This is a genomic window from Herbaspirillum camelliae, assembly GCF_001929405.1.
GTDB lineage: Bacteria > Pseudomonadota > Gammaproteobacteria > Burkholderiales > Burkholderiaceae_D > Herbaspirillum > Herbaspirillum seropedicae.
The window spans coordinates 3859199-3877083 of the sequence record NZ_KV880769.1; the positions used below are offsets into that span (position 1 = coordinate 3859199).

The 17885-nt window shown below is 63.3% G+C and carries 19 protein-coding genes; 1 reads left to right on the forward strand and 18 read right to left on the reverse strand.

Annotated elements, in window-relative coordinates:
- Positions 1–3: 3 nt before the first annotated feature.
- The 15 genes from BGK68_RS17350 to fliF all read right to left on the reverse strand — a co-directional run bounded on the left by BGK68_RS17350 (position 4) and on the right by fliF (position 14861).
- A complete protein-coding gene (locus tag BGK68_RS17350; protein WP_075258111.1) occupies positions 4–1974 on the reverse strand; it encodes a MacB family efflux pump subunit in 1971 nt (656 codons plus the stop codon).
- An 8-nt stretch (positions 1975–1982) separates the two neighbouring features.
- Entirely contained in the window at positions 1983–3200 is a 1218-nt protein-coding gene (locus BGK68_RS17355) for an efflux RND transporter periplasmic adaptor subunit (RefSeq protein WP_075258112.1), read from the reverse strand.
- Between the two features lie 115 nt (positions 3201–3315).
- Positions 3316–4119: a flagellar biosynthetic protein FliR gene (gene fliR / locus BGK68_RS17360; protein WP_075258113.1), complete on the reverse strand. Its 804-nt coding sequence runs from the start codon at positions 4117–4119 to the stop codon at positions 3316–3318.
- Between the two features lie 39 nt (positions 4120–4158).
- Entirely contained in the window at positions 4159–4428 is a 270-nt protein-coding gene (fliQ, locus tag BGK68_RS17365; RefSeq protein ID WP_013234034.1) for a flagellar biosynthesis protein FliQ, read from the reverse strand.
- 21 nt (positions 4429–4449) lie between these two features.
- The gene (gene fliP / locus BGK68_RS17370; protein WP_231944479.1) at positions 4450–5247 is read right to left on the reverse strand and encodes a flagellar type III secretion system pore protein FliP; all 798 of its coding nucleotides are present in this window, start codon (positions 5245–5247) and stop codon (positions 4450–4452) included.
- Positions 5231–5791, reverse strand: a complete 561-nt coding sequence (gene fliO, locus BGK68_RS17375) for a flagellar biosynthetic protein FliO (RefSeq protein ID WP_233149334.1) — start codon at positions 5789–5791, stop codon at positions 5231–5233. Before fliO ends, fliP begins: the two co-directional genes overlap by 17 nt.
- Positions 5792–5870: 79 nt before the next feature.
- Complete coding sequence (gene fliN / locus BGK68_RS17380; RefSeq protein WP_075258114.1) at positions 5871–6326, reverse strand: flagellar motor switch protein FliN; 456 nt, start codon at positions 6324–6326, stop codon at positions 5871–5873.
- 2 nt (positions 6327–6328) lie between these two features.
- The gene (gene fliM, locus BGK68_RS17385; protein ID WP_075258115.1) at positions 6329–7333 is read right to left on the reverse strand and encodes a flagellar motor switch protein FliM; all 1005 of its coding nucleotides are present in this window, start codon (positions 7331–7333) and stop codon (positions 6329–6331) included.
- Between the two features lie 85 nt (positions 7334–7418).
- Entirely contained in the window at positions 7419–7934 is a 516-nt protein-coding gene (gene fliL, locus BGK68_RS17390) for a flagellar basal body-associated protein FliL (RefSeq protein ID WP_075258116.1), read from the reverse strand.
- Between the two features lie 135 nt (positions 7935–8069).
- Positions 8070–9365, reverse strand: coding sequence for a flagellar hook-length control protein FliK (locus BGK68_RS17395; protein WP_075258117.1), 1296 nt, complete (start codon positions 9363–9365; stop codon positions 8070–8072).
- 48 nt (positions 9366–9413) lie between these two features.
- Complete coding sequence (gene fliJ / locus BGK68_RS17400) at positions 9414–9854, reverse strand: flagellar export protein FliJ (RefSeq protein ID WP_013234041.1); 441 nt, start codon at positions 9852–9854, stop codon at positions 9414–9416.
- Between the two features lie 37 nt (positions 9855–9891).
- Positions 9892–11298, reverse strand: a complete 1407-nt coding sequence (gene fliI, locus BGK68_RS17405) for a flagellar protein export ATPase FliI (RefSeq protein WP_075258118.1) — start codon at positions 11296–11298, stop codon at positions 9892–9894.
- A gap of 38 nt (positions 11299–11336) precedes the next feature.
- Positions 11337–12038, reverse strand: a complete 702-nt coding sequence (fliH, locus tag BGK68_RS17410) for a flagellar assembly protein FliH (protein WP_075258119.1) — start codon at positions 12036–12038, stop codon at positions 11337–11339.
- Between the two features lie 53 nt (positions 12039–12091).
- On the reverse strand, positions 12092–13087 hold the full coding sequence (gene fliG / locus BGK68_RS17415; RefSeq protein WP_006462657.1) for a flagellar motor switch protein FliG: 996 nt from the start codon (positions 13085–13087) through the stop codon (positions 12092–12094).
- Entirely contained in the window at positions 13080–14861 is a 1782-nt protein-coding gene (gene fliF / locus BGK68_RS17420) for a flagellar basal-body MS-ring/collar protein FliF (RefSeq protein ID WP_075258120.1), read from the reverse strand. Before fliF ends, fliG begins: the two co-directional genes overlap by 8 nt.
- A 250-nt stretch (positions 14862–15111) precedes the next feature.
- Between fliF and fliE the strand changes: the two genes are divergently transcribed.
- Positions 15112–15468 carry a flagellar hook-basal body complex protein FliE gene (fliE, locus tag BGK68_RS17425; RefSeq protein ID WP_075258121.1) on the forward strand — a complete coding sequence of 119 codons (357 nt, stop codon included), beginning with the start codon at positions 15112–15114 and terminating at the stop codon, positions 15466–15468.
- Between the two features lie 121 nt (positions 15469–15589).
- On the opposite strand, the gene BGK68_RS17430 is transcribed toward fliE, so the two are convergent.
- Genes BGK68_RS17430 through fliK form a run of 3 tightly spaced genes read right to left on the reverse strand, consistent with a single transcriptional unit; the run spans position 15590 to position 17883 of the window.
- Positions 15590–16345 carry a flagellar brake protein gene (locus BGK68_RS17430; protein WP_075258122.1) on the reverse strand — a complete coding sequence of 252 codons (756 nt, stop codon included), beginning with the start codon at positions 16343–16345 and terminating at the stop codon, positions 15590–15592.
- Between the two features lie 22 nt (positions 16346–16367).
- Positions 16368–16712 carry an EscU/YscU/HrcU family type III secretion system export apparatus switch protein gene (locus BGK68_RS17435; RefSeq protein WP_075258123.1) on the reverse strand — a complete coding sequence of 115 codons (345 nt, stop codon included), beginning with the start codon at positions 16710–16712 and terminating at the stop codon, positions 16368–16370.
- Entirely contained in the window at positions 16699–17883 is a 1185-nt protein-coding gene (fliK, locus tag BGK68_RS17440) for a flagellar hook-length control protein FliK (RefSeq protein ID WP_075258124.1), read from the reverse strand. Before fliK ends, BGK68_RS17435 begins: the two co-directional genes overlap by 14 nt.
- Positions 17884–17885: the final 2 nt, after the last annotated feature.

Consider the following 17885-nt stretch of genomic DNA (forward strand, 5'->3'; position numbering starts at 1 on the left):
ATTTCATTCGCGGGCCAGGGCGTCGACCGGATTCAAGCGCGCCGCGTTGCGCGCCGGCAGGAACCCGAAGACCACGCCGATCAGGGTGGAGCAGGCGAAGGCGCTGACGATGGACGCCGTGGAGTAGATCATGCGGAAGCTGCTGACGAAATGCGAGAACAGGGCGCCGAAGGACAGCGCCAGCAGCACGCCCAGCAGGCCGCCGGCCAGGCAGACCAGCACGGCTTCGATGAGGAACTGTTGCATGATGTCGCTCTGGCGCGCTCCCACGGCCATGCGCACGCCGATCTCGCGGGTGCGTTCGGTCACCGAGACCAGCATGATGTTCATCACACCGATGCCGCCCACCACCAGCGAGATCAGGGCGATCATTGACACCAGCAGGGTCAGCGTGGCCGTGGCTTTCTCGACCGTCTGGCGGATGCTGTCGGTGTTGAAGAGGTAGAAGTCCTTGGTGCGATGGCGCAGCGTCATCAGTTGGACGATGCCTTGCTCGGCAGCGGCGCTGGGCACCTGGTCATTGACGCGCACGGTGATGCCGCTGAGGTGGCGCTGGCCGATCACGCGGCTCATGGCGGTGGTGTAGGGGACCCAGACATTGAGTGAATTGTTGTTGCCAAAGCCGTTCTCGCGCTTTTGCGTCACGCCGATGATGCGGCAGGGTACGCTGCCCAGGAAGATCACTTCACCCAGGGCGTTGCCACCATCGGGGAAGAGCTTCTTGTAGCTGTTGGCATCGATCACCACTTCCTGGGCGTAGCGGCGGATGCCCTCGGTATCGAAGCTCTTGCCTTGCGCCATCTTCAGGCCGCGCACCCGGAAGTATTGTTCGCCCACGCCGTTGATGGTGGCGTTCACGGAGATGTTGCCGTACCGGGCCGAGGATGACGTGGCCACGCTGGGCGTGACGCTGTCCACGAAGTTCTGCTCGGCCAGGGCGGCGGCATCGGCGGGCGTGAGGGTGCGAATGGAGGCCGACTTCATGTCGCCGAAGTCGGCGCCGGGAAAGATGTCGATGGTGTTGGTGCCCATCGCGCTGATGTCGGCCAGGATCTGCTCGCGCGAGCCGCTGCCCAGGGCCACCACCGAGACCACCGAGGCAATCCCGATGATGATGCCCAGCATGGTCAGGAAGCTGCGCAGGCGGTGTGCATTCATGGCCAGGAGCGACATGCGCAGTGCTTCCTTGAAACGGTCCAGCCAGGCGCGCCAGGGACTGGCCTGGCGGCCTTGCTTTGCGGCCGCACCGCTGCTGCTGGCCGTGGCGGCCAGGGCAGCAACCGTCTCCTCGTTGCGCCGGTCGGCGATGATGACGCCGTCCTTGATCTCGATGATGCGCTGGGCGTGGCTGGCCACCTGCATGTCGTGCGTGACGATGATGATGGTGTGGCCCTCGGCATGCAACTCCTTGAGGATCTTGATGACTTCCTGGCCGCTGTGGCTGTCCAGCGCGCCCGTGGGCTCGTCGGCCAGGATGACGTCGCCGCCGTTCATCAGCGCGCGCGCAATCGAGACGCGCTGCTGCTGCCCACCTGATAATTGCCCCGGTTTGTGATGGCTGCGCTCGGTCAATCCCAGCCGGGCCAGCAATTGCGCGGCGCGCTGGCGGCGCTGCTGCGGCTCCAGGCCGGCGTAGACCGAGGGGACTTCGACGTTGGCGGTGGCGTCCAGGTCCGACAGCAGGTGATAGCGCTGGAAGATGAAGCCGAAATGCTCGCGCCGCAATTGCGCCAGTTCATCCGCATCCAGCTTGCCGGTCTCGCGGCCAGCGACCAGGTAACTGCCGGCGCTGGGCTTGTCCAGGCAGCCCAGGATGTTCATCAGCGTGGACTTGCCCGAACCGGAGGCGCCGACGATGGCCACCAGCTCGCCGGCCTGGATGTCCAGGTTGACGTCATTGAGGACGGTGATGCTGTCATCGCCAGCCGGAAAGTCGCGCCGCAGGCCGCGCAGCTGTAACAGGGGAGTGCGCATGGTCGGCCTCACATATGCGGCGGCGGGCCGTCGTGCTCGCTGCTGCTGGCGGTGGCGCCGGGCAGGACGGTGCCAGTGACCACGCGTTCACCGGCCTTGACGCCCTCGACGATCTGCACCAGGGCGTTGGTGTTGATGCCTATCCTGACCTTGCGCTCATGCGCCTGGCCCTGGTCGTCCAGCACGCGCACGGTGTAGCTGCCATCGGCGGCTTTGGCGCCCAGCGCGGTGGAAGGCAGCACCAGCGCATTGCTGGCTTCGGATAGCACGATATTGACCTGGGTGGTCATGGAAATGCGCAGCTTGCCCTCGGGATTGGGGACATCCAGCAGGCCGTTGTAGTAGATCGCCGTGGAGCTGGCGCTACTGCTGCTGGTGCTGGAAGTCGTGCTGCTGGAGGTGTCGTCCTGAAGGATGGAGTCCGGCGCCGGCTCGATGGCGCGCAGCGTGGTGCGGTAGCGGTGGTCAGGATCGCCCAGGATGGTGAAGAAGACCGGCAGGCCTGGCTTGACGCGGACCACGTCGGCTTCGGAGATCTGCGCCTTGATGGTCACCGTATCCATGCGCGCCACCTTGATGATGGTGGGGGTGCTCTGGTTGGCGTTCACGGTCTGGCCTTCCTGCGCCACGATGGCCACCACCCGGCCTTCGATGGGCGAGCTGATGCGGGTATAGCCCAGGTTCAGGCGGGCGGTATCGACCTTGATGGCGCCATCCTTGATCTGCGCCTGCAGGGCGGCGATGTCGGCCTGGGTGGTGTTGAGGGTGGCCTCGGCGCTTTCGAAGTTCTCGCGCGAGCTGGCGTCGCCGGCCAGCATCATCTTCTGGCGCGCATAGGCCAGTTGCGCCTGTTTCAGGCTGGCTTCTTTGGCGCGCAACTGCGCTTGCAGGTTCTGCAGCGAGAACTCGGCGCTGGCCAGGGCATTGGCCTGGGTCAGCGAGTCGATCTCGGCCACCAGCTGCCCCTTCTTGACCTGGTCGCCCAGCGCCACCTTGAGCGACTTGATCTGGCCCGATACCTGGGCGCCCACGCTGACCTGCTTGTAGGCCTTGACGGTGCCGCTGGCCAGCACCACGTCCTGGATGTCGGCCACCCGGGCGGTGGCGCTGAGGTAGGTCGGCGGCGCTGGCGGGGTCAGTACACTGCGGATGATCCAGGCCGCGACGAGCAGCACGAGCAGGGCCAGGAGGATGAATTTGGGACGACGTAGCTGGGCAAGTTTCATGCGAAAAAAAAGACCTGCAGCGGCCTGGGAAAGATCAGGCGCTAGTGTGAACGGAGAATGGCGGCAAGATCGTCAGATCAGGTAAATGTCGCCTCGGGCTAGCGGCGGCTTGGCGTCAAGGCTTGGGCGCAGCATTGACCGGCGGGACGCTGCCCAGCAGGCGCACCATCTCCACGCCATCGGAGAGCAGCTTCTGGACCGGCGTGAGCATATAGGGAAGCGTGAGGCCGATCAAGATGAAACCCGCCAACATGGTAATCGAAAAACCGATACCGAACAGGTTCAGCTGCGGCGCTGCGCGCGTGAGCACGCCCAACGCGAAGTTGGTGATCAACAGGGCGATGAGCAGCGGCAGCGACAATTGCAGGCCCATGCTGAAGATCTTGGCGCCCCACAGCACCAGTTGATGGAAGCCCTCGGTGGTGATGGGCTGGCCGGTGATGGGCAAGGTGTGGAAGCTCTCGGCCACCACCTGCAACAGGATCAGGTGGCCGTTCAGGTTCAGGAACACCATCGTGGCCAGCAGGGAGAAGATCTGGCTGATGACGGCGGTGCGGCCCTGGGTCTGGGGATCGAAGAAGGCGGCGAAGGACAGGCCCATGGTGGTGCTGGTGAATTCACCGGCCGCTTCCACGGCGGCAAAGACGATGCGCATGGCAAAGCCCATGGACAGGCCGATGAGCAACTGCTGCAAGAGGATCATGATGCCTGTCATCGAGGTGGGCTCGATGGCCGGCGGGATCGGTACGTCGGGCGCGATCACCGCGCCGATGGCCACGCCCAGCAAGACCTTCACCAGCATCGGGACGCTGGCGCTGCCAAACGGAGGAGCAATGGCCATGAGGCCCAGAATGCGCGTGGTCGGCCAGATGAACATGGCGACCCAGATATAGAGTTGCTGGCTGGAGAAGGTAAGCATGCATCGGAGGCCGCAAGCTGCGTTGCGGCCACGGACCTACTACTGGACCATGGCGGGAATGCCGCTGAACATGGTGTGCATGTAATCCACGATCACCGTCAGAATCCACGGACCGGCCACGATCATGGCCAGGAACACGCCCAGCAGCTTGGGAATGAAGGCCAGGGTCTGTTCGTTGATCTGGGTGGCGGCCTGGAAGATGCTCACCAGCAGGCCAATGAGCAGGGCCGTGAGCAGCATCGGCGCGGCGATCAGGAGGGTGATTTCCATGGCCTGGCGGCCCATGGTCATGACGCTTTCTGGAGTCATCAGGCTCTTCCTTGTCCTAGGCTAGTAAAAACTCTGGGCCAGCGACCCGATGAGCAGCTGCCAGCCATCCACGAGCACGAACAGCATCAGCTTGAAGGGCAGCGACACCAGCGCTGGCGACATCATCATCATGCCCATGGACATGAGGATACTGGCCACCACCATGTCGATGATGAGGAAGGGCAGGAAGATGGCAAAGCCGATCTGGAACGCCGTCTTCAGTTCGCTGGTGACGAAGGCCGGCACCAGGAGGCGCAGCGGCACATCTTCCGGACCCTGCAGGGCGGGACCGCGCGAGAGCTTCACATACAGCGCCAGGTCGGACTCGCGGGTCTGCTTGAGCATGAATTCCTTGAGCGGCTGCGCGCCCTTGTCGAGCGCTTCCATCATCTGGATCTTGTTTTCCGCGAAGGGCTGGTAGGCGTCGGTATAGATGCGGTCGAACACCGGGCTCATGACGAAGAAGGTTAGGAACAGCGACAGCCCCACCAGCACCTGCGTGGGCGGGGTCGACTGGGTGCCCAGTGCCTGGCGCAGCAGCGAGAGCACGATGACGATGCGGGTGAAACAGGTCATCATCAGCAAGGCCGCCGGCAGGAAGGACAGCGAGGTGAGCAACAGCATCGTCTGGATCGGCAGCGAATAGTTCGTGCCGCCGCCCGGAGCGGGCATGCTGTTGAGTGCGGGAATACCCTGCTGGGCCGAGGCTGCCAAGGGCAGGCACAGCAGCGCCAGCCAGCAGTAACGGTTGCGCAGCAGCGCAGCAGCCTTGCGGGCCGCGGTTGAGACGATGCCTTGCGGCTTAGGAAGTGCTGCCATCTTGACCCGGGCGCTCGCCGTTGCCGGCTGCGCCATTACGTTTATCCATGGTGTGCTTGAGCCAGGTGGCGAAGGCCGGCGCATTGCCGGTAGCGCCTGCCTGTGCGGCGGTCAGCGTCTGGCGCGGCATGGTGGCCAGCGCATTGACCCGGCCAGGCGCGACCCCGACCACGATCCATTGCTCCCCCACCTCGATGACCATCACCCGTTCGCGCGTGCCCACGCTCACGCCCCCCACCACCTTGGCCGCGGCATTGCCGGCCAAGCCCTGGTTCAGGCCGAAGCGCTTGAACAGCCACGCCACCGCCGCCAGCACGGCCAGCACGACGGTCAGGCCGAGCAGCATGGTGAAGACGCTGCCACCGGAAGACGGCAGGGCCGCGCCAGCGCTCTGCGCCGCTGCAGCCGCTGTGTTCGCGGCGGCATGGGCGGCGGGAGCGGGGGGGCTCAGGGTGTTGGCTGCCGTGTTGGCGGCAGCGCCGTTGTCGGCCCAGGCAGCGCTGCTGCCGAGCATGGCGCCGCCCAGAAAGAGCAGGGCGGACACAAGGCCCGCCCGGCACTGTTGCAGGCTGCGTGAAAGAAAGGCTGCCACCGGATGATTCATCAACGACCGACCATCCCGTTCAGCGGTTGAGCTTGCGGATGCGTTCGGCCGGCGTGATGATGTCGGTGAGACGGATACCGAACTTGTCGTTGACCACCACCACTTCGCCCTGAGCGATCAGGCAGCCGTTGACCAGCACGTCCATCGGTTCACCGGCCATGCCGTCCAGTTCCACCACCGAGCCCTGCGCCAGTTGCAGCAGGTTCTTGATGGCGATCTTGGTGCGTCCCAGTTCCACGGTCAGCTGGACCGGGATATCGAGGATGAAGTCGATGTCGTTGGGGGTGTTGGTCTTGATATCGTCCCCGGAGAGATCCTTGAAGACGGTGGCCATCGCGGGTGCCGCGCTGATGCCTTTCTCGTCTTCCATCTCGCCTTTTTTCTGCGCTTCTTCAGCCTGCGTCTGCTCGGCCATGGCCGCGCCCCACGGATCGTCTTCCGCTGCGCCTGCGCCTGCTACGTTCTCATCAGCCATTACTAATCTCCTTGAAAGCTTTCCGGTGTTTCTTGATGGGTGATGGACAGCAGTTTTTCAACGCGCAAGGCGTATTGGCCATTGGATTGGCCGTAGCTGCATTCCATCACCGGCACGCCGTCAACCTGTGCCTCGACGGTCGTATTGGTCTGCAGCGGAATGACGTCGCCCACCTGCATGTGCAGCAGGTCGGTGAAGTTGACTCGGGCGGTGCCGAAATTGACGATCAGTTCGACCTCGGCGGTCTGGATCTGCTGCTTCATCAGCCGGATCCAGCGCTTGTCGACTTCCAGCGCCTCACCCTGCATGCTGCTGGTGAGGCGGTCACGCACCGGCTCGATCATCGAGTAGGGCGTGCAGATATGGATTTCGCCCGACACTGGTCCCAGCTCAACGGTGAAGGTGGTCGAGACCACCACTTCGTTGGGCGTGGCGATGTTGGCGAACTGGGTGTTCATTTCCGAGCGGATGAATTCGAATTCGATCGGATAGATCGGTTCCCACGACTTGGAGTAGGTTTCGAAGGTGATCTCCAGCACGCGCATGATGATGCGTTGCTCGGTGGGCGTGAATTCGCGGCCTTCGATGCGGGTGTGGAAGCGGCCATCGCCGCCGAACATGTTGTCCACCAGCATGAAGACGAACTGCGGGTCGAACACCACCAGCCCGATGCCGCGGAAGGGCTTGATGTGGACCAGGTTCAGGTTGGTGGGCACCACCAGGTTGCGGATGAACTCGCTGTACTTGGACACCTTCACCGGACCGACCGAGATCTCGGCGGTACGGTGGATGAAGTTGAACAAGCCGATGCGGAACAGACGCGCGAAGCGCTCGTTGATGATTTCGAGCGTGGGCATGCGCCCGCGCACGATCCGTTCCTGCGTTGCCAGGTTGTAGGTACGTACCGTACCAGGAGCTTCTTCGACGACCTTTTCTTCGTCTTCGTCTCCCGTCACGCCCTTCAGAAGGGCATCGACTTCTTCCTGTGATAGAAAGTGCTCGGCCATGGTGGTGTGAATCCCTGCCTTCTGTGTTCTGTGTCTATTACTGTTGCTGTTGCCGCCTCGGTTGCCGTCAGCTGCGCGCTGTTGCTTACTGCTGCTGGATCACGAAGGACGTGTAGAACACATCGGTGATCTGCGGACCACGGCCCTTGCCCGAGAACGGCTCGCCGAGCTGGTCGATGATCTCGTCGGTCAGGCGGCGCTTGCCTTCGCTGGTCAGCAGTTCCGAGGCCTTCTTGCTGGAGAGCACCATGAGCAGGCGGCTGCGCACCTGCGGCATGTACAGCTTGAGCGCTTCGGCCGTCTGGCCGTCCGGCACCTGCAGGGTCATCGCCACTTGCAGGTATTGGTCACCGGTTTCCTGCTGCAGGTTCACTACGAAGGGCTCGATCACCACGAAGGTCGGGGCCTTGGCCTCGGACTTTTCTTCGGCATGATCCTCCCCCTTCTTGCCCTTGCCGCCCATCATGAAGAACGCTGCGGCCCCACCAATGACCAGCACCAGCACTGCGCCGACGATGATGAAGAGCATCTTCTTGCTCGATTTTGCCGGTGCTGCTTCTGCTTCAGCTCCCTTGGCCGGGGCTTTTCCTTTTGTTGCCATCTACTAGTCCTTTCAGTTCGTCAGCGCGTGGTATGTGGATATCTGCTTAACGGCAAAGTTTTCTTATTGTTGAGTCCTGCGCGGACGATATTGCATTGCGTTGCCTTGCATGAGGGGGCCGATCTTCTCCTGCGCTCAGGCGAAGGTGTCGACCAGGCCCAGGCCGCTGGTGGTCGCCGCGGTGGTCGCGCCGGTGATGGCGATTTCGCCGTCCTGTTCCTGGCCTGCGCCGCCGGCGCCAGAGGAGCTGCGCGCCTGCTGCTGGCCGCCGTTGGCGCCTTGCTGCTGATTGGGCATGCCGGTGTTGACGGTGGCCTGGCCCAGCTGGATACCGGCCTGGTCCATCATTTCACGCAACTTGGGCATGGCCGCTTCCAGCGCTTGCTTGACTTCTGGTTGGGCGGTGATGAAGGTGGCGTCAGCCTGCTGGTTGTGCACGTTCAGCACCACCTGCATCGGTCCCAGGTCGGGCGGGTTCAGCGTCAGCGAGGCGCTCTGGATGCCGCCGGTGGCCATCCAGGTGATCTTGTTGCCCACGGCCTGATCCCAGCCGGCGCTGCCCACATTGGGCTGGATCTTGTCGGTGTAGGCGGTGCCAAAGACGGCCTGCGTCTGGTTGGCGGCCAGCGCCTGCTGCATGGCCGGCATGACCACCGGAGTCGGTGTGGCGTGGGGCAGCTCCTGCTTGGCCGTGGCCACGGTCTCGGTGGTGGCTTTGCTGCCATACTGGGCGCGGTTGGCCAGGGTGCTGGCGTCTTCCTTGGGCAGCGCCTGGGCTTTTTCGCTACCCAGATCGACGGCCGGCTTCTCGCCCTTGGCGGCATGGGCGTCGGTGGGATTGGCTTCGGCTGCGTTGGCCTTGCGTGTCACGTCGGCGGCGCCGTCCTGCTTGCCCTTGTTGGCGGCCAGGCTGCTCTGCAGGCCGGCCAGGTCGATCTTGCTGTCCTTGCCGTCGCCTGCCAGGGCTTGCTGCTCATCGACCAGCGTCAGCTTGGCGCCGCCGCGCTTGGCCTGGGCCAGCAGGTCGGCGTCGGTATGTTCGCTCTTGCCGTCGGTCACCGGTTTGACGGCGTTCTGGGCAATGTTGGCCACCAGGGCCAGCAGTTCTGCCGAGGCCTGGGTGGTGGTGTCGTCGCTATCCTTGTCCTCGTCCTTGGCGCTGTCCTGCTTCTGCTCGCTGCCATTGGCCGCGCTGGCCTTGGTGCTGGCCGCGCTCTGGGCCGGCTGGCTGGGCGCGGCGGGCTGCTGCTCCTGGGCGGCCTGCGGCTTGTCCTGAGACGGGTTCTGCTGGTTGCGGGTGCTGACCTGGCTGTTGAGGACCTGGTTGAAAGGCACATCGGCGCTGAAGCTGTCGGCCGGATTGGCGGAGCGCGCACCGGTAGCGGCTTGCGAGCCGGTGATCACATTCAACAGCGGCAGGGAAGTGTTCATGATGGTGGCCTGTCGGTAACTTGCGGGTACGTGCTGTCTGGTCGGGCGTCAACGCTTGTAGAACGTGATGCGCGATGCGTGTTCATCCATGGACTTCTGGTCGCGCTTGTTCTGCTTCTGCATTTCCTTGTCCCGCGCGCGCGTGGCCAGCGTGTCATAGGACATGCGCTTGCGCTCGCACGCTTGCCAGGCCGCGCGCGCTTCCGCGACACGCTGCTGGCTGCTTCTGACCACATCTTCCTGGCCGGCAATGGCGTTGTCGATCTTTTCGATGAACAACTGGAAATTGCGATAGCTCAGGGCGGTGAGGCCATTGCTCAGGGTTTCCTGGAAACGCGCGGCGTAATCGTCGCGGTACTGCTGCAGGATGCCCAGTTTCTGCTGTGCTTCCTCACTCACGCGCACAGCCCGACCGAGACGCTTGGTAGCTTCGTCGGTCTCTTTGGTCGCCAATTCGATCAGCGTGTCGAGTGCGGAGGGAGTCGCCATGATTGCACTGATTATATTTTTGGCTGCTTGCGCTCAATCACCCGAATAGAGCGGTAAGTTGCCTCAAGCTCTCTGATACATCGGCTTGCTCATGGATGCCCTGTTGCAAAAATGCTTCCATTCTTGGCAATAAGGCAATAGCCTCGTCCAGGATGGGGTCGCTGCCGGCGGCATAGGCGCCCACGCTGATGAGGTCGCGGTTACGCTGGAAGCGTGAGTACAACTGCTTCAGGTGGCGTGAGCTGCGCTGATGTTCGGCGTCGGTGATGCCGTGCATGGCGCGGCTGATGGACTGTTCGATGTCGATGGCCGGATAGTGGCCGGCCTCGGCAAGCTGGCGGTTGAGCACGATGTGGCCGTCCAGGATGGCGCGGGCGGCGTCGGCGATGGGATCTTGCTGGTCATCGCCTTCGGTGAGCACGGTGTAGAAGGCGGTGATGGAGCCGCCGCCTTCGTCGCCATTGCCGGCGCGTTCCACCAGCGCCGGCAGCTTGGCGAACACGGAAGGCGGGTAACCCTTGGTGGCGGGCGGTTCGCCGATGGCCAGGGCGATCTCGCGCTGCGCCATGGCATAGCGGGTCAGCGAATCCATGATGAGCAGCACGTCCTTGCCCTGGTCGCGGAAATACTCGGCAATGGAGGTGCAATAGGCCGCCCCCTGCAGGCGCATCAGCGGCGGGGTATCGGCAGGGGCGGCCACGACCACGGAGCGGGCCAGGCCCTCGGCGCCGAGGATCTGTTCGATGAATTCCTTGACTTCGCGGCCGCGCTCGCCGATCAGGCCGACCACGATCACGTCGGCGCTGGTGTAGCGCGCCATCATCCCCAGCAGCACGCTCTTGCCGACGCCGGAACCCGCAAACAGGCCCATGCGCTGGCCCCGGCCGACGGTGAGCATGGAATTGATGGCGCGAATGCCGGTATCGAGGATGTCGCGGATGGGCGCGCGGCCCAGCGGGTTGGCGGCGCGCACGGCCAGGGGCGCAGAGCGTTCGGTATGCAGCGGTCCGAGGTTGTCCAGCGGGCGGCCAGCGCCATCGAGCACGCGACCCAGCAATTCCTCGCCCACGGGCAGGCGGCGGCTGTGCTCATCGGCGCGGCGCGGGGTGAAGCTGATGGGGCCGGTGCGCGGCGGCGGGCGTACCGGTTCGACCGGATAGACCCGGGTGCCGGGAACGATGCCTTCGACATCGCTTTGCGGCATCAGGAAGAGGCGATCGTCCTGGAACCCGACCACTTCTGCCTCGATCATGGTGCCATTGGGCAGGGGGATGTTGCAGGGGCTGCCCACCGGCAGCTTCAGGCCGACCGCTTCCATCACCAGGCCCGCCACGCGGGTGATGCGGCCAGCGGTCATGGTGGGCTCGGCCATGGCGACCAGGCTGCGACAGTTGTGCAGGTAGGCTTGCCACAGGCTGCTATGGGATGGCATCGGGGAGTTCATGCGGGTCTCCCGTTCAGGTCGTTATCACTTGAAAGACATCATTCCAGCCAGTCGAGCTGCTTGGACAGCGACTCGCCCAGGCGCTCCCAGCGGGTCTGGGTGGTGGCATCGATCTGGTTGGTGCGGGTTTCGACCTGGCAGCCGCCGCGATCGAGCAGGGCGTCTTCCTCGATCTTCCAGCCTTGCTGGATCAGTTCTTCGCCCAGATGCTTGCGCACCAGGGCGGCGTCTTCCGGGTGCAGCCTCAGACTGGCCGGCAGCTGCAGCACGGGCAGGGCCTGGATGGCCGCGCTCACCGTGGGCAGCACCAGCTCGGGTCGCGCCTTGAGTGCAGTCTTGAGCATGGACTTGGCCAGGTCCAGGGCCAGGTCGAGCAGCTCGGGGGCCATCTTTTCACTGCATTGCGAGACTTCGGTGCTGAAATTGACGGCGATCTGGCGGAAGTGCTGGATGATTTCGTTGACTTCCTGCTGGCCTTGCTGGAGCCCGGCGACGTAGCCTTCGGAGCGGCCTGCCTGCAGGCCGTGTTCGCGACCCTCGGCAAAACCTTCCTGGCGGGCGGCCTCGCGGATGGCGTCGAGCTGCTCGGCCGTCAGTTGCGGCACCGGCGGCGGTTCTTCGAGGAATTCTTCCTCTTCCGGCAGCGGCTCTGGCTCCGGTTCGGGCTCGTCGTGGAAGGACGCCAGCTCCCAACGCTGGTAGGGCGTCATTTCTTCCTTGGGAATGATCTTTGCACGCATGGCTTCTTTGACTCCTCAGGCCGGCATGCCGACAGCAGGCTGCATCAGGCGCATCAGATGAACGCGTCCTCGCCCTTGGCGCCCAGCACGATCTGGCCTTCGTCGGCCAGGCGGCGCACGATCTGCAGGATGGCTTTCTGCTGCGCATCCACTTCGGACAGCCGCACCGGTCCCTTGGACTCCAGGTCTTCCTTCATCATCTCGGCCGCACGCTGCGACATGTTGGCGAAGATCTTGTCGCGCAGGCCTTGCGAGGCACCCTTCAGGGCCACGATCAGCGACTCGGACTGGACTTCGCGCAGCAGCAGCTGGATGCCGCGGCCGTCGATGTCGATGATGTTCTCGAAGACGAACATCTCGTCCATGATCTTCTGCGCCATGTCCTCGTCGTAGGAGCGCAGGTTGTTCATGACCGAGGTCTCGTTCTCGCCGGACATGAAGTTCAGGATCTCGGCTGCGGTACGGATACCGCCCATCTGTTGCTTCTTCAGGCTTTCGTTGCCGGTCAGCAGTTTGGTCAGCACATCATTGAGTTCACGCAACGCAGCCGGCTGCACGCCGTCCAGGGTTGCAATACGAAGGATGACGTCGTTGCGCAAACGTTCCGTGAAATTGTTGATGATGCCGCAGGCGTGGTCGCGTTCCAGGTGGACCAGAATGGTGGCGATGATCTGCGGGTGCTCGTTGCGGATGAGCTCGGCCACGGACTGCGCGTCCATCCACTTGAGGCTTTCGATGCCGGAAGCATCGCGCCCCCCCAGGATGCGGTTGAGCAGGGAAGTGGCCTTGTCGTCGCCCAGGGCCTTGGTCAGCACGCTGCGGATGTATTCGTCCGAATCCAGGCCCAGCGAGGAGGCCTGGCCGGTCTCGGCGACGAAGGCTTCCAGCACTTCATTGATTTCTTCGAAGCTCACGTTGCGTAGCGCCGACATGGCCGCGCCCAGCTTCTGGACCTCTTTCGGGCCCAGGTATTTCATCACTTCGGCGGCCTCATCCTCGCCCAGGGCGAGCATGAGGATGGCACCTTTCTGAACGCCGTCGTTACTCATTGTTCACCCATGACTTGATGATGCTTGCCACCAGTTTCGGATCATTCTTGGCCCACTGCTTGGCGGTTTCGAGGTTGGCCTTGTACTGTGCGCGCTCGTCGACGGCCGGCTCGCCGGAGAGGTTGACGATGGCGTCCGGATCGTCCGGATCGAAGCCGGCGGCAACTGCTGCGGCAGCGGCGGCGGCTTCGGCCTCGGCCTTTTCCTTGGCCAGGCGTTCGCGTTCTTCGCGGCCGGACAGCTTCCAGACGATAGGGCGCAGGACGCGGAAGTACAGGAACAGCAGGACAGCGGCCACCAGCACGTACTTGCCGATTTCCTTGGCCAGGTCGATCATGCCAGGCTGCTTCCACAGCGGCACTTCCGGCTCCATGTCGGTGCTGAACTGGGTGTTGACCACGTTGAGCGAGTCGCCGCGATCCTTGTTGTAACCCATCGCTTCCTTGACTAGGTCGGTGATCTGGTTGCGCTCGGCCTCGGTGAGCGGACGCATCACGATCTTGCCGGTATTGTCCAGGGTGCGCTTGTAGTTCACCACCACGGCCACCGTCAGGCGACGCACGCCGCCCATCGGTTGCTGGGTGTAGCGCACGGTCTTGTCGACCTCGTAGTTGATGGTCTCGTCCTTGCGCGAGTTGCCGGTGGCAGTCGGAGTCGGCAGGGCGCCATTGGGGGTGGCGGCACCAGTCTGGTTGGCCGCACCGTTGGCCACCGCCGGATTGACGATGGGCGCAGTCGCCGGAGCCGGAGGCTGGTTCGACAGCGCGCCCGGCACACCTGAGGTGCCGTTGGAGGCGCTGTTGGCTTCGCTGCTCTGCTTGCTGCGAACGGCGGCGCTATCCTTGGTCTGGTTGGGCTTGTAGGCTTCCGAGGCCTGCTCGGAACGGGAGAAATCGACGTCGGCCGTCGCTTCGGCGCGCACATTGCCGTTGCCGACGATGGGGGCGATGATGGATTCGACGCGCTTGATGATGTCCTGCTGCATGTCCTGGACATACTTCAGCTGGGTCGGATCGAGCGTATTCGGTTGGGCTTGCTTGGTGGTGTCGGAGAGCAGGTTGCCGTTCTGGTCAACGATGGTCACCGACTTGGGCGACAGTTCCGGCACACTGCTGGCCACCAGGTGGACAATCGCGCTGACCTGCTGCGGGTCCAGGTAGCGGCCCGGATACAGGCTCAGGACGACAGAAGCGGTCGGCTTCTGCTGGTCACGCACGAACACCGAAGCCTTGGGCAGGGCCAGGTGGACGCGGGCGGTCTGGACCGAGGCCAGGGAGCCCACAGAACGCGCCAGCTCGCCTTCGAGGGCGCGCTGGAAATTGACCTGCTCCAGAAACTGGGAAATGCCCAGCTTCTGGTTTTCCATCAGCTCGAAGCCGACATTGCCGCCCTTGGGCAGGCCTTGCGCCGCCAGTTTCAGGCGGGCGTCATGCACCATGTTCTCCGGCACCAGGATGGCCGTGCCGCCATCGGAATACTTGTAGGGCACGTTCATCTGCTGCAGCGACGCCACGATGGCGCCGCCGTCGCGGTCATTGAAGTTGGAGAAGAGGACCCGGTACTCGACCTTCTGGCTCCACAGCCAGATACCGGCCATCACCGCCAGGGTGGCGGCGGCGGCGATGATGAGCAGGATGCGCTTGCCTTGCGGCGAGCGGGCGTAGCCCATCATGCCGTTCTGGGCAGGTTGAGATCCGGGCACGCCCTCGTTACTGCCGAGCTCGCCCGTATTGTTGGTGTCGCCGGTCATTGTGCCATCGGCTGCTACCGCCATGATTTCCCCTCTGGCGACCCCTTGATTGCCAGCTTGATAAAGACTTGGTCCACTGCTTACCTTTGTGAGGTTTTTTGCTCAGTGTGGATTGTGCGTTCGCAGCGGGAATTTGATCGCCCGAACAGAATGGCAAATTCCCCGCTTATCGGTTCGATTTGTCAATGCAATGATGTTAAGGTGCTCGTGTACAAGGCCGCAGTGCGTGTCAGCATGTGGCAGGAATGCAAAAGATCAAACCAAGAGGTGGGAAATGGCGATCGAAAGTGTGATTGATACCAGCAAGATCGAAGCGATGGTGGCCCAGCTGAAGGCTGCCGCAGCACGCGCCCAGGGCGTGTCGGAACCGGCCCAGATCGGTCTGAAGGTCGAAAAGGCCGCGCCGCGCGTGGACTTTTCGGAGGTGCTCAAGGGCGCCATCGACCAGGTCAACGATTCGCAGCAGAAGGCTTCCAAGATGTCGCAGGCCTTCGCCATGGGCGATGACAGTGTGAACTTGTCCGATGTGATGATTGCGTCGCAGAAGGCCAGCATTTCCTTCCAGACCAGCATCCAGGTGCGCAACAAGCTGGTGTCGGCTTACCGTGACATCATGACGATGCAGGTGTGATATCTCGGCTGTTTTCCAGCGTCTGCAGGGCGGGCGCCGGGCGGCGAGGCAAAAAAATACCCCAGAAGCCGGTGGCCCGGTTGCTGGGGTATTTTTTTGGGGTTCGCTGGTCTTGGCGGGCTTACATCATTCCCGAGGCCTTGGCGTTCTGCTCGCGTTCCAGCTTGGTGATGAACCGCTGGATGGCGGCCAGGACGGTACGCGGGATATCGATGAACTGGCAGCCGAAGCGGTTGACGATCTTGCCATTGGTCATCTTGAATTCCTTGCAGTCGCGCACTTGCAGCTTGACCGAGACCAGGGTGTTGTCGCCCAGCTCCAGCTGGCAGTCTTCGTAGATCACACCGGGCGTGGTGGAGAGCAGCTTCTTTTCATCGGTGATGCCCACGCCGCCGGCGCTGATGTTGTTGAGCATCGTGACCACGGTGACAAACGAGCCATCCGACTGGGTGATGCGGAAGGTGCAGCGCAGCGGCTTGGCAATGGGCGTGGGGATGCGGAAGAACTCGCGTCGCTGCAGTCGCACCAGGCTTTCCGGGATGGCGACCTGCAGCGCCGGGCGGCCCTGGTATTCGATCTGGCGTGCACCATCGACAACGAAGGTGATGCGGATGCTGTTGTAGATCGCCTCGAAGTCGATCTGCTTGCTGGAGACGATACTGTCATTGAGCATCGCGCTGGGCGCGGCGTCGAGGGTGATCGCGTCTTCATCCGCATCTACGTCGAGGATGGAGGTGATCACCGACTCGGAGCCACCCTTGATCATCAGGCTCAGCAGCTGATTCTTTTCCATCATGCTGGTGAGCAGGGAAATGATCTCCCTCCGGGAGCGGACCCGGTAGGGACTGTCGTCGTCGATCTCGTCTTGGTTGGCCATCTGTGCGTCGATACGTCTGAATTCAGCGAATGGGATCGCTTTCCCCTGGGGAATTATTGGAATAATTTAGTCCCGTATCATACATCACCGATGAATTTAATTGCATATTTTCAATACGATATAGCCAGGCTAGCAACTCGGCGACGGTGCGGTACAGGGCAGGGGGGATCTGCTGGTCCAGTTCCACCTGCATCAGCAGGGAAACGAGTTCCTTGGATTCGTGGACATAGACGCCGCTTTCGCGGGCGCGGGCGATGATGGCCTCGGCCACCAGGCCGCGGCCCTTGGCCACGACCTGGGGAGCTGCCTGACTGGCGTTGTAGGCCAACGCGACGGCATTCTGCAGGGGAATGTTAGGTTTCTCCATTGCTCTGCTTGACGATCAGGGAATCCAGCGAGGTTCCGGCCGCGGCCATGGCGTCGGCAAAGAGGCTGCTGTTGCCGCGCAGGGCGGCGGCGGTGCTTTCGTTGTCGGCCTTGACCTGGACGTGGATCTGCTGGCCGATCAGGCGGATCGAGGCCGACACACCGCCCAGGTGAGCGAAGTCGAAGCGCACCACGCTGTGCCAACTGGGCGGCGCTTCGTCGTCCGCCTGGGTCTTGGATTGTTGCTGGTCATGTTCCTGGCTGATTTCCCATTCCATCTTCTGGCCCGGCCAGACTTCGCCGTGCCACAGCACGCGCTGCTGCTCCAGTGCATTGAGCTGGAGGTTGATGATCTGGCCAAGCTGGTTCTGGGCTGGATCGTTCTGGCTCAGCAGGTTGATTTCGCCGCCATGCTTGGCCGCCACCTGGGCCTGGGGTTCACGCAGCAATTCCGCGGCCGGACGCTGGCCGGCGGCCCAGGCCGAGACATGGGATTCGTAGAACACGCCGCTGTAGGCGATGGCGTCCTTGAGCGCGCCGGCCATCTGCTCTGGTGGCAGTCCGGCGCGAGGCAGCAAGGGAGCGGGGGCGCTGACGTGATCGGCCATGTCGCCTTGCTGGGAGGCGTGCAAGAGGCTGTCGATGAGTTTGGCTGCGTTGCTCAGGGTGGTGGTGGTGCTGGTCGGCGCGCCGGCTTGTCCCGGGCGCGTGCCCTTGGCCTGGGCGTCGGCGGCGATATCCTCGTTCTGGGCGATGTGGCCGGCGCCGGCTTCATCCCGGGTGACGAATTGCAGGGACTTGAGGTCCTTCTGCATGGCGCGCCCGGCATTGCTGAGGGCCACCGAGGCGCTTTCTTCATCGGGCCGGATGCTGCCTTCGTTGACCGAGAAGGTCGGGCGGGGATCCTTGGAAACCAGGGTCAGCACCAGCGTATCGCCGACCTTGGCATTGTTGGGCAGCACCATGCGCGCGGCCGTATTGGCGATGCGCACCAGGAAGGTGCCGTCACTGAAGTTGGACAGGATGCGCCCGGACATCTGCTGGCCCACTGCAATCTGGGCCAGGCGGCTGAAGGCTTCCTGTCGGGTGTCGGCGACCGAGACGACAGCCGTGGCGGGTTCCACGGCGTTGACGGGGTGGACGGCGCTGGCGATGTCGGCCCGCGGCAACATGG

Coding starts and splice junctions, on each gene's coding strand:
- fliI (WP_075258118.1), bottom strand. CDS start 11,298: ATGAACTCCCCGATGCCATCCCATAGCAGCCTGTGGCAAGCCTACCTG.
- fliN (WP_075258114.1), bottom strand. CDS start 6,326: ATGGCTGATGAGAACGTAGCAGGCGCAGGCGCAGCGGAAGACGATCCG.
- BGK68_RS17355 (WP_075258112.1), bottom strand. CDS start 3,200: ATGAAACTTGCCCAGCTACGTCGTCCCAAATTCATCCTCCTGGCCCTG.
- fliP (WP_231944479.1), bottom strand. CDS start 5,247: ATGGCAGCACTTCCTAAGCCGCAAGGCATCGTCTCAACCGCGGCCCGC.
- fliG (WP_006462657.1), bottom strand. CDS start 13,087: ATGAGTAACGACGGCGTTCAGAAAGGTGCCATCCTCATGCTCGCCCTG.
- fliF (WP_075258120.1), bottom strand. CDS start 14,861: ATGGCGGTAGCAGCCGATGGCACAATGACCGGCGACACCAACAATACG.
- fliJ (WP_013234041.1), bottom strand. CDS start 9,854: ATGGCGACTCCCTCCGCACTCGACACGCTGATCGAATTGGCGACCAAA.
- BGK68_RS17430 (WP_075258122.1), bottom strand. CDS start 16,345: ATGGCCAACCAAGACGAGATCGACGACGACAGTCCCTACCGGGTCCGC.
- fliH (WP_075258119.1), bottom strand. CDS start 12,038: ATGCGTGCAAAGATCATTCCCAAGGAAGAAATGACGCCCTACCAGCGT.
- fliE (WP_075258121.1), top strand. CDS start 15,112: ATGGCGATCGAAAGTGTGATTGATACCAGCAAGATCGAAGCGATGGTG.
- BGK68_RS17435 (WP_075258123.1), bottom strand. CDS start 16,712: ATGGAGAAACCTAACATTCCCCTGCAGAATGCCGTCGCGTTGGCCTAC.
- fliR (WP_075258113.1), bottom strand. CDS start 4,119: ATGCTTACCTTCTCCAGCCAGCAACTCTATATCTGGGTCGCCATGTTC.
- fliL (WP_075258116.1), bottom strand. CDS start 7,934: ATGGCAACAAAAGGAAAAGCCCCGGCCAAGGGAGCTGAAGCAGAAGCA.
- BGK68_RS17350 (WP_075258111.1), bottom strand. CDS start 1,974: ATGCGCACTCCCCTGTTACAGCTGCGCGGCCTGCGGCGCGACTTTCCG.
- fliK (WP_075258124.1), bottom strand. CDS start 17,883: ATGTTGCCGCGGGCCGACATCGCCAGCGCCGTCCACCCCGTCAACGCC.
- BGK68_RS17395 (WP_075258117.1), bottom strand. CDS start 9,365: ATGAACACTTCCCTGCCGCTGTTGAATGTGATCACCGGCTCGCAAGCC.
- fliQ (WP_013234034.1), bottom strand. CDS start 4,428: ATGACTCCAGAAAGCGTCATGACCATGGGCCGCCAGGCCATGGAAATC.
- fliM (WP_075258115.1), bottom strand. CDS start 7,333: ATGGCCGAGCACTTTCTATCACAGGAAGAAGTCGATGCCCTTCTGAAG.